Source organism: Xylanimonas ulmi (assembly GCF_004216535.1).
In the GTDB taxonomy this organism is placed as follows: domain Bacteria; phylum Actinomycetota; class Actinomycetes; order Actinomycetales; family Cellulomonadaceae; genus Xylanimonas; species Xylanimonas ulmi.
Map to the genome: position 1 here is coordinate 2,104,885 of NZ_SGWX01000001.1, position 12,354 is coordinate 2,117,238.

Sequence of the window (12,354 nt, forward strand, 5' to 3'; positions counted from 1 at the left end):
CTCGCGCTCGCCGCCGTGCTCGCCGTCTACGCCTGGCACGACCAGCACGGACAGCGATGACCGGCCGCCCCTGCGCCCACTGCGGACGCACCGACACCCGCCCCTACATGAACGCACCCCTCTGCCCCGACCACGCGCCGCCCGCGGTGCCCACCCCCGACCCCACCCGCACCCTCGCAGCCCTGCGCGCACGAAAGGAGCCCCGACCGTGAGCTCGCCAGCCGACTGGAACGTCCACGACCACATCACCTGGCACGAGGTGGCCCCCGCCCTCGGCGACGGCACGGACGACGGCGTGTGGACCGGCGTGTGCCGCTGCGGGTGGCGCTCCAAGGCGACCACCGACCCGCGCGCCGCGAAGCGTGCCACCGCCGCCCACCGACGCGCCGCCGAGCAGCGCGGGCACGTCGCGTTCGAGCGGAGGGCGTCATGAGCCAGGTCGCCAAGGCGTGGTGCTCGTGCGGCTGGCACGGCGAGTACGACACCCCCGCCCGCGCCGACTTCGCCCGTCGCCAGCACTCATGCGCCCTGTGGGAGGCCAAGCGCGCCTCCGCGCGCCGCGGCTTCGAGCGCCGCCGCGCCGTGGACCGCACCCCCAAGGAGTGCCGCCACAAGGTCGCCGACCACCAGCACGGCACCTACGCCATGTACACCCTCGACGGCTGCCGGTGCCGCCCCTGCGCCGCCGCCGCGTCCACCTACAACATCAGCCTCAAGCGGAACAACGCCTACGGGCGCTCCGCCTACGTCGACGCCGAACTTGTGCGCGCCCACGTCCGCGCCCTCGCCGCAGCGAACATCGGCCTCAAGACCATCGCCGCCCGCTCCGGCGTCTCGCACGGATCCCTGTGGAAGCTCATGTACGGGCGCACCCGGCCCGACGGCTCGCGCACCCCGTCCGCCCGCGTCACCAAGGCCAACGCCGACGCCATCCTCGCCGTGCGCCCCACCCTCGACACCAACGCCCCCGCGTCCACGGTGCCCGCCATCGGCGCCATGCGCCGGGTCCAAGCCCTCGCCGCCCAGGGCTGGTCCATCCCCACCGTGTGCGCCCACGCGGGCGTCGACCGCCAGGCCGTCGACCGCATCCTGCGCGACCCCGACAAGGCCGTGCACGCCGAGACCGCCCGCCGCATCCGCGGCGCCTACGACGCCCTGTGGGACCAGGCCCCGCCTGAGTCCAACCAACGCGAGCGGATAGCCGCGTCCCGCGCCCGCAACAGGGCTCGCCGTGAGGGCTGGGCTCCCCCGCTCGCCTGGGACGACGACACCATCGACCTCCCCGACGCCACGGCGAACCTCGGCGCGGCCGCCCCGGTCAAGGGCGGCGTCGCCGCAGACGACCGCCTCGACGACTGGACGCACCTCGTGCGCGCGGGCGAAGACCCCGAGCGCGCCGCCCGACGCGCCGGGTACTGCGGCACCAAGCCCCTGGGCTCCGTCGAACGCGCCGCCTACCGCCTCGGCCGCACCGACGTCCTCACCGTCCTCTACCCCGCCACCCACCGCCAGGGAGCCGCAGCGTGAACACGGCGAACCTCGGCCCCCACACAGCCACCCACCGGTGGGGGCACTGCCACCACGACCCAGCCCGCAACGGCCGCGACCTGTGCGCCGCCCCCGCCACCTGGCACCTGTGGATCGGCGCACCCGACGCCCCCGACGCCATCACCACCTACACCTGCGACACCCACCTACCCGACGCCCTCACTGCCCTCGACATCCACGACAAGCACCCCGTCGCCGCCACCTGCCTCGCCGGCGTCCAGCACGGCCACTACTGGCGGTTCTCCACCCCCACCGCCGAAGGGTTCTGCTACGACCCCCACGAGGACCTGGCAGCCCAGATCGCAACAACCCGCCAGGAGGCCGCAGCGTGACCAACCCGATCCTCGCCACCGCGCTGCAGCTCCTCGACGCCGGCTACTCCGTCCTGCCCATCCGCGACGACGGATCCAAGGCCCCCGCGATCAGCACGTGGAAGCAGTACATGACCGCCGCGCCCACCCGCGACGAGGTCACCGCATGGTTCGGCCCCGCCCGTTCCCCGTTCGGCCTCGGCGTCGTCACCGGGCACAACCACCACGAGATGACCGAGCTCGAAGGCCGCGCCGTCCACGCCCTGCCCGACCTCGCCGCCCTCGCCACCGACACCGGGCTCGGCGACCTGTGGCAGCGCGTCGCAGGCGGCTGGCTGGAACAGTCCCCGTCCGGTGGCATCCACTTCCACTACCGGATCACAGACGGCGACGTGCCGGGCAACCTCAAGCTCGCCCGCGACATGGCCGGGCTCGTCCTCGCCGAGACCCGCGGCGCCGGCGGGCAAACCGTCATCGCCCCCACCCCCGGCGCCATGCACCCGTCCGGCAAGCCGTGGGTGCGGCTCGCAGGCGGACCCGCCACCGCCGCCGTCCTGACGATGGCGGAGCGGGACGCCTTCCATGCCCTGCTGCGCACCCTCGACGAACAGCCCGATCAGGGTCCGACCACGGTCGGAGCCGTCACGCCGCACGACCCCACCGCCGGCGTCACCCCCGGCGACGACTACGAGAACCGCACCGACTGGGCCGACATCCTCACCCCGCACGGGTGGACCCTCGTGTCCGCCCGCGGCCGCACCCGCTACTGGCTGCGCCCCGGCAAAGCCAAGGGGCAGGGCATCAGCGCGACCACCGGGCACGCCGACGACCGCGACCGCCTGTACGTCTTCACCTCGAGCACGGACTTCGCGCCCGAGATCCCGTACACCAAGCTCGGCGCGTACGCCCTCCTCGAGCACGGCGGCGACCACACCGCCGCCGCCAAAGAGCTGCGCCGCCGAGGGTTCGGGCAGGCCGCCACCGCGCTCACACCCGCTGACGACCTCGCGGGACTCATCGCCCCCACGAACGGAGACACCTCATGGGCGACGACGCCTGCCCCCGCTGCGGACACGACCTCGAACACGACCACGTCTGGTGGAGAGACCGAACCCGGGGATGGTGCGTCACTGGAGGCTGCTCCTGTGCCGGGCCCCACCCCGACTACTGACGTCGCCGAGCGCGACGCCACCCCCGACCAGGACAACACCGCACTCCTCCTCGTCGACACCAACCACCACCTCCTGCGCCACGTCCCCGGCCGCGGATGGCTCGCCTGGGACACCTACCGGTGGACCCCCGGCGCCCACACCGCACAAGAAGCCGCACGCACCCTCGCCCGCCGCCTGCCCACCGGCGAAGGCTGGAACACCTACCGCAAAACCGCACTGTCCGCCCGCGGCGTCGACGGCGTCCTCAAACTCGCCGCCACCGACCCCCGCATCCACACCGACGCCAACAACCTCGACGCCCGCCCCTACGAGCTCAACACCCCCGCCGGCGCCTACAACCTCCGCACCGCCACCCTCCTACCCACCGACCCCGCAGCACTCCACACCCGCCACACCTCCGTCGCCCCCGACTTCGACGCACCCCACCCCCGCTGGGACCGATTTCTCGCCATGACGTTCGCCGGCGAGCCCGACATGATCGAGTACGTCCGCCTCGTCCTCGGCGTCACCATCATCGGCGCCGTCCTCGAGCAGATCCTCCTGTTCGCCCAAGGGCAGGGGAAGAACGGCAAGAGCACGCTCATGGAGACCGTGCAGCGCATCCTCGGCATCGGACCCTCCGGATACGCCGCGTCCGCCCCCTCCTCACTGCTCATCGCCACCCGCAACGAAGGCCACCCCACCGAGATCGCCCGCCTCGCAGGCGCCCGCATGGTCGTCACCTCCGAGATCGAAGAGGGGCAGCGGTTCGCCGAGGCCAAGGTCAAACTCCTCACAGGCTCCGACACCCTCACCGGCCGGTTCATGGGCAAGGACTTCTTCGACTTCCGACCCACGCACACCCTGTGGACCCTGTCGAACCCCATGCCCGAGGTCCGCACCGGCGGGCCCGCGTTCTGGCGGCGCGTGCGCCTGCTCAAGTTCCCCCACGAGGTCCCCGAAGAGCTGCGCATCCTCGACCTCGGCGACCAGCTCGTGCACGAGGAGGGGCCGGCGATCCTCGCGTGGATGATCCGCGGCGCCCGCGACTACCTCGCCCACGGGCTGCACACCCCCGCCGTCGTCACCTCCGCCACCGACGCCTACCAGCACGAGACCGACACCGTCGCCCGGTTCGTCGAGGAGCGGTGCGAGCTCGGCGACCCCAACGCCCAGCACATGACCGTCACCTCAGCGGCCGTCCGCGCCGCCTACGAAGCCTGGTGCCGCGTCGAGGGTGAGACCCCCGTGTCGCAGAAGGCGCTCGTGCAGCAGCTCATCGGACGGTTCGCGGTGCGGTCCGCGCGGTCGAACAACAGCCGCTACCTGTCCGGGATGCGCCTGACGGATGTGTCACCGGACGACGACGACGCGTCACGCGGAGAGCCGCCGACGCTGGCCGTGGACGGGTGGTGAACCGTCATGCTGACGCGCGCCCGATCCACTGTCACGAACCGTGACGGATGCGTGACGCTTCGTGACACATCCGCGCACCACATCCGTCACCGCGCAAACGTGACACATTCCGTCGCATCACCGCAGGTCGTGACGCATGTGACGGATGTTTCCAACCCTCGAAACCTGTCCGTTTTGACCGTTCGTGACACGAGTGACACGAGAATGCGACCCCTCAGCCCTATACGCGCGCACACACGCACAGGGGGCCGCGACCGCACACAATCCGTCACGCGTCACTTTCCCACCAGGAAAGTCACACCATGACCGGCGCGATCTTCGACCTCGACACCCCCACCCCATCCCCGCGACGCAACGACCGCCCCTGGTGGGCCGACGCCTACGAAACCCGCACAGGCTCCGAACTACGCCTCGCCGGCGACCGCCTCATCCCCGCCCGCCACGACTGCGGCCGCTGGATCCTCACCGGCTACGACGCCCCCACCCTCGCCACCGCCGTCAACCTCGACCCCAACCCCCTCACCGCCCTACTCGAAGCCGCCTGCGTCATCCTCGCCATCCCCACCTACCGCCTCTGGGGCAACCCCGGCCGCTGGTCCGTCACCCCCCGCCACGAACCCGGCCTCACCTACCTCGGCCGCGCCCCCAACGCCGACACCGTCACCGTCATCGCCGCACACGCCTGCAACCGACCCCCACTCACCAGCGCACAACTGCGCATGACCGCCACCACCCGCACACGACTCGAGGAGCCTCCGTACTGATGGTCAACAAGCCCAAGAGCATCGGCACCGCCGCCGAAACCGCCGTCGTGAGGTTCGCCCGCGCCAACGGCTTCCCGCTCGCCGAACGCCGCGCCCTCGCAGGCGCCTACGACATCGGCGACGTCCTGCTCACCGCGTTCACCATCGTCGAGGTCAAGGCGGGCAAGGCCGCCGAACACGCCTCCGACAACCAGATCCTCGCGTGGCTCGACGAGACCGAAACCGAACGCCGCAACGCCAACGCCGAGGCCGCCCTCCTCGTCACCAAGCGCGCCGGCAAGGGCCACGCCAACGCCGGCCAGTGGTGGACGCACTGGCGCCTGGGCCACCTCGCCCAGGTCCGCGGCTACCCCGTCGACCTCACCGACTCCATCGCCGACGACGCCGTCGTCCGCATGACGCTCGCCTCCGCGCTCGCCCAGCTGCGCGCAGGCGGCTACGGAGACCCCATGTCACTGACCGACGACACCACCACCAATGTCACCCAGCACTGACACCAGGAGGAACCGATGAGCCGGAGACGGAGCCGCGTTGACACTGGCGCTGGCGCGATTCAGCCTCGCGCGCACGCGCGGGAGCAGCCTCCCGAGCCGTGCCATCACGGGTGCAGGCTGACCGGCGCGCACTACCCGACCTGCGACGGTGGCCGGTGCAAGGGCTGCCTGCCTCGCCCGGCCGACGTCGGCAATCTGTGCCAGTGGTGCTTCAACGAGCTCGGCCGCGACATCGCCACCATCGGTGAGCGTCTGCCATGGCTCGACACGCTCGCCACTACCGCGCTCGACGCCTCGGCTGCGCCGCCGGACGAGATCGTGACCCGCGCCGGCGACCCGGCCGAGGGAACCGTCTTGCATCCTGCCGCGCTGGCCGCTGACGAGGCCCGCTCGATCCTGGTCTTCTACGTGCGTGTGGTGGCGGACGAGCGGGGGCTGCGTGACGTCGACGCGCACGACCCGGCCGCGTGGCTGGCGCCGCACCTGGACTGGCTCGCCGGGCAGGAGTTCGCGCACGACCTGCGCGCCGAGCTCGCCCACCTCGCCGGCGCTGTGTCCCGCTTCCACGGTCCTGGCGACGTCGAGCCTGCCCGCCCGCTCGACGAGCCGTGTCCGCGCTGCGACCAGATCGCGTTGTGGGTGACGCCGCCGCGGTGGGGTGGGCAGGAGGAGCGGGTGGAGTGCACCAACCCGGACTGTGCGCGCGTGTTCTCTGAGGGAGAGTGGGCGCGCTTTCAGGGGACGGCGGCGGCGTGAGCGTCAACCTCGTCGTCAGCGCCCCGCGAGGTGCTCGCACCTACTGGTCGGGATGGTGTGCGCACAGGCACCCGAGGTGGGCAGAACAGACGCGCGGCGTGTCCAAGGGCACGTTCGGGTGGCCGCCCACGACGCACCGAGACGGATCCCTCGCGGAGGTGCTCTCCTGGGCGACGGAGCATGCAGCGCTGCTCCATGGGGGGCGCTTCGAGATCGAATGGCGTCTATGAGCGACCAGTGGGCGTCCGTCCCTGACGCGTGCCGGCTCGTGCGAGTCACCCCCGGCACCGTGTACGTGTGGGTCCACCGCGGCAAGGTCGCGACCCGCCACGAATGCGGCCGGCTGCTGGTCAACGTCGCTGACCTGCGACGCGCCGAAGCGGCCTGGCGTGTCCGGCTACGCAGGCGCGCCGCAAAAGTGTAAGATCCGATGCCTGGAGGAGTATGTCCTCAACCAAGGCCCGGACGTCACCACGACGCCGGGCCTTCGGCATGCGCGGCGGGAGGGCGGTGACGCCCTCGTGGCAGAGAAGATCGTTCGCACCGCCGAGCAGGCGGACACGCTCCGGCAACTCGTCCAGCAGCCCGGCATGACCCAACGCAAGGCGGGCAAGGCGCTCGGAGTCTCACAGTCCACGATCGCCCGCTGGTCCGACGACCTCGGCATCCCATGGAATCGCGACCCTGTGAAGCCAGCCGTCGCCGCGAAGGTGTTCGACGCCAAGGCGAAACGCGCCCAGCTCGAGAAAGACCTCCTCGACGACGCCGCCCGGCTGCGCCAGCAAATATGGGAACCGCACGAGTACATCGACCACGGCGGCAAGAACTTCACCGAGGTCCGATGGACGCAGGCCGAACCATCCCCCGCGGACAAACTCAAACTCATGCAGGCCGCCACGGTCGCCGTGCGGCACTCCCTCGACATCGCCAAGCACGACAGCGAGGCAAACGAGTACACCGAGCAGCGCAACGTCGTCGATGAGCTCATGGACCGACTGCGCCGCACCGCGCCAACCGACGACGACGGCGAAGCCGTGGAGGGTTGACGTTGACCGACTTCCCGATCTCGACCAAACAGCACAAAGCGATCGTCGAGGCGGAGAAGCACCGCATTGCGCTCCTTGAGGGGGCCGTCCGCTCTGGCAAGACGTTCGCGGTCTGTCTCGCGTTCTTCGGCGCGGTCAGGAACGCCCCCCGCTCGGGGCTCATCCTCATCACGGGCCGCACCCTGCAGACCATCGAGCGCAACATCATCGAGCCGATGATGGACGGCGCACTGTTCGGGACGCTCGCCGCCGCAGTCGAGCACACCCGCGGATCGTCCACCGCACGAGTCCTCGGCCGCGAGGTCCACCTCGTCGGCGCAAACGACGCCCGCGCAGAGGAGAAGCTGCGCGGCCTGACCGCATGCCTGGCCATGTGCGACGAGGCAACCCTGCTGCCCGAGGCGTTCTGGGCGCAGCTCCTCGCCCGCCTGTCCGTGCCTGGCGCCCGCCTCATCGCGACGACGAACCCCGGATCGCCGCGGCACTGGCTCAAGACCAAGTACCTCGACCGGGCCGACAAGCTCGACATGGTGTCGTTCAAGTTCCGGCTCGATGACAACCCGTCGCTCACCGAGACGTACAAGAACAACCTCAAGGCCGAACAGACCGGGCTGTTCTACCGGCGCAACATCAACGGCGAATGGGTCGCGGCCGAGGGCAGCGTCTACCCGATGTTCGACCCCACCAAGCACGTGATGCCTCGCTCGAAGATGCCGCAGATGCATCGCGTGCTCGCGCTCGGCATCGACTACGGAGACACACACCGCACCGCGGGCATCCTGCTCGGCCTTGGCCCTGACCCGCGCGGCGCGGATCGTCTGTACGTCCTCGCCGAGTGGGCACCGCCGGCCGTGACCATCGGGGAGATGTCGAAGCACCTGCGTGACTGGATGGCAGGGCAGCCGGAGCCGGAGTGGATTCCTTACGACCATGCTGCGGCGGCGTTCGGCCACCAGTTGCGGACGGACGGCTTCTCCGGCGTCATGCGTGCACACAAGTCGGTCATGAGCGGCATCCGCGTCGTGGGAGCGCTTCTCGCCGCTGATCGGCTCGTGATCGCCGACGACGCGACGAACCTGCTCGACGAGGTTCCGTCATACACGTGGGATCCGAAAGCGACTGAGCGCGGCGAGGACTCTCCCGTGAAGGCAGACGACGACTTCGTGGACGCCGCCCGCTACGCCATCTTCTCGACGCTGATCCACTGGCGCGACGCCGTGCCGCTCACCGCGCCCGGCGCTGACACAGGAGAGGAGGACGACTGATGCCTTTGCCCGTCCGTGACCAGGCTTGGCCGCCCGCCGACCTGCAGCCCGTGCAGGCCAAGCTGCGCGAGTGGGACGCCTGGTGGACCGGCGACCCCAGCGCGCTCGAGCGCGCCTACCGTGGCACCGCGTCCCCGACCCCGGCCGACCGGCCCGCGCAGCGGCGCGGCGGTGTCGTCGGCGCGTTGGCCCGGTTCTGGTGGGGTCGCCCGATCAACGCGAACGGGCAGCGCCGCGACGACACGCATGTGCCGTTGGCGTCCGACATCGCCCGCGCCAGCGCCGACATGCTGTTCTCGCAGCCGCTGACCCTCACCGTCGACGACAAGGGCGCACAGGCCCGCCTTGACACGCTCCTGGCCGACCAGGCGTACGCGACGCTCACCGGGGCGGCCGAGCAGGCCGCCGCCCTGGGTGGCGTGTACGTCAAGGTGGCGTTCGACCGCGAGGTCGCCGACACCGCGTTCCTGGTGTCCGAGCCCGCCGACCGCGCCATCCCCGAGCTCGCGTTCGGGCGGCTGCGCGCGGTCACGTTCTGGCGGGTCGTCCGGTCGGAGGGGCAGCAGGTGTGGCGGCACCTTGAGCGGCACGAGGTCGACGCCGGCGGGTACGGCGTGACCCAGCACGGCCTGTACCAGGGCACACCCGACCGGCTCGGCCGGCCCGTCCCGCTCGCCGACGTCGACGCCCTCGCCCCGCTCGCCGGGTCGGTCAACGAGGACGGGTACGTCACCGAAGGCGCGACACCGGGCCTGGACGTCGTGTACGTCCCGAACGACGCCGCCGCTGCGGCGCGGGCGTGGCGGCACATCCCGACCGCTGACGGGTGGGGCGCGTCCGACTTCGACGGTGTTGAGGGGTTCCTCGACAACCTCGACGAGGCGTACGCGTCGTGGATGCGAGACATCCGCCTCGGCAAGGCCCGCCTGCTCCTCGCGCAGTACATGCTCGACAGCAACGGTCCCGGCCTGGGCGCCGCGTTCGACCTCGACCGGGACGTGTACACGCCGCTCAAGATGGCCGCCGTCGAGGACGGGGACGCCCCGATCACGCAGGTGCAGTTCGCGATCCGGTTCGCGGAGCACAAGGCGACCGTGGACCACTGGACCGACCAGATCATCACGTCGTCCGGGTACTCCCCCGCCACATTCGGGCGCGACAGCCGCGGGTCGGCGATGACGGCCACCGAGGTCGACGCCCGTGAGGCGCGGTCTGCGACCACGCGGGCGCGGAAGATCCGCACGTGGTCGCCTGCGCTGCGGCAGATCATCGCGAAGCTGCTCGAGGTCGACGCGGTCGTGTTCAACCGTGGGGCGACGCCGGCGGACGGGTTGCGGGTGCTGTTCCCTGACGCGGTGCAGCAGACCCCGGAGGATCGGGCGCAGGCCGCGCAACTGTTGAAGGCTGCGGGTGCGGCGTCGACGGACACGCTGGTGCGGATGGTGAATCCGGACTGGGACGACGTCACAGTGGGGGACGAGGTGGCGCGGATCCTCGCGGAGAACGCGGCCTTGCCTGACCCGTATTCGTTCGGCGGCTGATGCGCATCCGACTGTCGGTCGAGTTGCGCATAAGCCGCGACCGTGACCGTGACGACGCCGAACCTCAGCGCGAGTCGCAGACCGACGCCTGGGTGGCCGACTCCAGCCAGGAGCACGACGCGCCGCGGATCGGGTTCGGCACCTTCAACCTCTGAGGGGGCGCCGTGGCTGTGTGGATCCCCGACGGTGGCCGTGACGCCCTCGACCTGCTCGTGCGTGACCTCGTCGACCTGTTCGGGCAGGCTGAGGGCCGCATCACCCGTGCCGTGGTCGCGCAGCTGCGCGCCGGCCTTGACGCCGGTGTCGGCCCGGTGCAGGCGCTGCGCATGGGCGAGTTGACGGCGGAGGCGCAGCGTGTGGCCCGGTGGCTGTCGCAGACGTCGCCGGAGGTCCTCGAGCGGATCCTGACGACGGCGGCGCAGCAGGGTGTGGACGCGGCGGTCGCGGAGTTGTCCGCGCTCGTCGGGTCTACCGGTACGACGTCGGCGACGGCGGTGGCGGGCACGGCGGGCACCCTGGTGCGGCCGGGCACGGCGGCCGCGGTGGTGATGCGCGCGGACCTGTCCAACGCGCTCGCTGACGTCACCCGTCGGGTGTTGCGGTTCCCGGATGACGTGTACCGGCGTGCGATCGCCGCTCACGCGTCCGATGTCACGTTGGGTCTCGGTACGACGGGCAGCGCGCAGCTGCGGGCGTGGAACAGCCTCCTCGGGCAGGGTGTGACGGGGTTCGTGGACGTCGCTGGGCGTCACTGGAACCTTGCCACGTACGTCGAGATGGCGACCCGGTCTGCGACGCGGCGGGCGTTCGATGACGCGAAGGTCGGGGCGATGCAGGCCAACGGCGTCGACCTGGTGTCGATCGTGGTGGGGCGTGGGGCGTGCGAGTCGTGCGCCCGCTGGGCCGGGAAGGTGCTGCGGACGACGCCGGGGCCGACTGGGCGCATCCGGGTGCGGCACGCCACGCAGGACCGTGAGGTCACGGTGACGGTGGCGGGCACGCTCGACGAGGCGAAGGCCGCGAAGTGGCGTCACCCGAACTGCCGGTGCGCGACCGTCGCCTACCTGCCCGGCCTGTCCGTGATCGAGGACGTCACCACGTTCGACCCGCAAGCCGAGGCGGACCGGGAACGGCTGCGTGACCTTGAGCGGCGTGTCCGCAGGGCGCGCACCGACGAGGCGACCGCACTGGACGACGACACCCGGCGTGCCGCACGCGCCCGCGTCCGCGACTTGCAGGCGCAGATCCGCGCGCACGTCGCCGAGACCGGGCTGATGCGGCAGCGCAACAGGGAGAAGCCCGACCTCGGCAACATCCGTGTCTGAGACTTCCCCGCCTGATGGCGGGGGCCATGGGAAAGAGTCCCAACCCTGACCCGACGGGAAGAGCCCCGACGGTCGCCACCCCAAGGAGCAACCCGATGAACGCACGCACACGCCTGCCCATCCTCCACACACCGGGCATGCCCGCCCGCTTCCACCGGCTCCGCTTCGTCGAAGCCGGCGCGAACGACGGCACCCCCGGCGCGCCCGCCGGCAACGGCGACAACGGAGCCGCGGCAGGCTCCACGCCGCCCGCACCGCCCGCCCCGCCGGCCGCGCCCGTCCCGACACCGCCCAAGGCGTCCACGGGCACGTTCTCGCAGGAGTACGTCAGCGAGCTGCGCGAGGAGTCCAAGGCGGCCCGCATCAAGGCGCAGGAGGCTGAGACGCAGGTCGCCACGCTCACCAAGCGGGCCGAGGACGCCGAGAAGGCCCTCGCTGACCTGCAGACGGCGGGCAACCTCGACAAGGCGATCGCCGCCGCCTCCGGCAACGGCATCGCCCTCCTCGCGGTCAAGGGCGCAGGCGTCCTCAACGGAGTCGACCTGACCGACCAGGCCAAGGTCGACGCCGCCGTGAAGGCGTTCATCGACGAGCACCCGGAGCTCAAGGCCGCCCCGACGGCGACCCGCTCCACCGTCCCGTCCCCCGGAGGTCCCGGGGAAGGCGGGCAGCGACCCACCAGCATCCGTGACGCCCTCGCCAGGGCGTCGCAGTAACCCCGTCCCAGGGAGGACACC

Annotated in this window: 13 protein-coding genes; all 13 read left to right on the plus strand. The window is 71.5% G+C overall.

Features of this window, described 5'->3' with window-relative positions; genetic code table 11:
* The first annotated feature begins 208 nt into the window (after positions 1–208).
* The 13 genes from EV386_RS09795 (at position 209) to EV386_RS09850 (ending at position 12,333) form a co-directional block, all read left to right on the plus strand.
* Positions 209–433 carry a hypothetical protein gene (locus tag EV386_RS09795; protein ID WP_130414539.1) on the plus strand — a complete coding sequence of 75 codons (225 nt, stop codon included), beginning with the start codon at positions 209–211 and terminating at the stop codon, positions 431–433.
* On the plus strand, positions 430–1,527 hold the full coding sequence (locus EV386_RS09800; protein ID WP_130414542.1) for a hypothetical protein: 1,098 nt from the start codon (positions 430–432) through the stop codon (positions 1,525–1,527). Before EV386_RS09795 ends, EV386_RS09800 begins: the two co-directional genes overlap by 4 nt.
* Positions 1,524–1,880 carry a hypothetical protein gene (locus EV386_RS09805; RefSeq protein WP_130414544.1) on the plus strand — a complete coding sequence of 119 codons (357 nt, stop codon included), beginning with the start codon at positions 1,524–1,526 and terminating at the stop codon, positions 1,878–1,880. The genes EV386_RS09800 and EV386_RS09805 overlap by 4 nt, the downstream gene beginning before the upstream one ends.
* Positions 1,877–4,426, plus strand: coding sequence for a phage/plasmid primase, P4 family (locus tag EV386_RS09810; RefSeq protein ID WP_130414546.1), 2,550 nt, complete (start codon positions 1,877–1,879; stop codon positions 4,424–4,426). Before EV386_RS09805 ends, EV386_RS09810 begins: the two co-directional genes overlap by 4 nt.
* Positions 4,427–4,728: 302 nt before the next feature.
* On the plus strand, positions 4,729–5,190 hold the full coding sequence (locus EV386_RS09815; RefSeq protein ID WP_130414548.1) for a hypothetical protein: 462 nt from the start codon (positions 4,729–4,731) through the stop codon (positions 5,188–5,190).
* Positions 5,190–5,684 (plus strand): hypothetical protein, encoded by a 495-nt coding sequence (locus EV386_RS09820; RefSeq protein WP_130414550.1) that lies wholly within the window; start codon positions 5,190–5,192, stop codon positions 5,682–5,684. The genes EV386_RS09815 and EV386_RS09820 overlap by 1 nt, the downstream gene beginning before the upstream one ends.
* A 15-nt stretch (positions 5,685–5,699) precedes the next feature.
* Complete coding sequence (locus EV386_RS09825; RefSeq protein WP_130414552.1) at positions 5,700–6,440, plus strand: hypothetical protein; 741 nt, start codon at positions 5,700–5,702, stop codon at positions 6,438–6,440.
* 521 nt (positions 6,441–6,961) lie between these two features.
* The gene (locus tag EV386_RS09830) at positions 6,962–7,486 is read left to right on the plus strand and encodes a helix-turn-helix domain-containing protein (protein WP_130414554.1); all 525 of its coding nucleotides are present in this window, start codon (positions 6,962–6,964) and stop codon (positions 7,484–7,486) included.
* A 2-nt stretch (positions 7,487–7,488) separates the two neighbouring features.
* Entirely contained in the window at positions 7,489–8,751 is a 1,263-nt protein-coding gene (locus EV386_RS09835) for a PBSX family phage terminase large subunit (RefSeq protein ID WP_207216509.1), read from the plus strand.
* Positions 8,751–10,292: a phage portal protein gene (locus EV386_RS09840; RefSeq protein WP_130414558.1), complete on the plus strand. Its 1,542-nt coding sequence runs from the start codon at positions 8,751–8,753 to the stop codon at positions 10,290–10,292. Before EV386_RS09835 ends, EV386_RS09840 begins: the two co-directional genes overlap by 1 nt.
* Complete coding sequence (locus EV386_RS18300; protein ID WP_165399888.1) at positions 10,292–10,447, plus strand: hypothetical protein; 156 nt, start codon at positions 10,292–10,294, stop codon at positions 10,445–10,447. Before EV386_RS09840 ends, EV386_RS18300 begins: the two co-directional genes overlap by 1 nt.
* Positions 10,448–10,456: 9 nt before the next feature.
* Entirely contained in the window at positions 10,457–11,617 is a 1,161-nt protein-coding gene (locus EV386_RS09845; RefSeq protein ID WP_130414560.1) for a phage minor capsid protein, read from the plus strand.
* A 95-nt stretch (positions 11,618–11,712) separates the two neighbouring features.
* The gene (locus EV386_RS09850) at positions 11,713–12,333 is read left to right on the plus strand and encodes a hypothetical protein (protein WP_130414562.1); all 621 of its coding nucleotides are present in this window, start codon (positions 11,713–11,715) and stop codon (positions 12,331–12,333) included.
* Positions 12,334–12,354 lie beyond the last annotated feature (21 nt).

Bases quoted from the DNA above. Each gene is read 5' to 3' on its own strand.
- EV386_RS09800 (WP_130414542.1), top strand. From the start codon at position 430: ATGAGCCAGGTCGCCAAGGCGTGGTGCTCGTGCGGCTGGCACGGCGAG.
- EV386_RS09815 (WP_130414548.1), top strand. From the start codon at position 4,729: ATGACCGGCGCGATCTTCGACCTCGACACCCCCACCCCATCCCCGCGA.
- EV386_RS09820 (WP_130414550.1), top strand. From the start codon at position 5,190: ATGGTCAACAAGCCCAAGAGCATCGGCACCGCCGCCGAAACCGCCGTC.
- EV386_RS09825 (WP_130414552.1), top strand. From the start codon at position 5,700: ATGAGCCGGAGACGGAGCCGCGTTGACACTGGCGCTGGCGCGATTCAG.
- EV386_RS09840 (WP_130414558.1), top strand. From the start codon at position 8,751: ATGCCTTTGCCCGTCCGTGACCAGGCTTGGCCGCCCGCCGACCTGCAG.
- EV386_RS18300 (WP_165399888.1), top strand. From the start codon at position 10,292: ATGCGCATCCGACTGTCGGTCGAGTTGCGCATAAGCCGCGACCGTGAC.
- EV386_RS09850 (WP_130414562.1), top strand. From the start codon at position 11,713: ATGAACGCACGCACACGCCTGCCCATCCTCCACACACCGGGCATGCCC.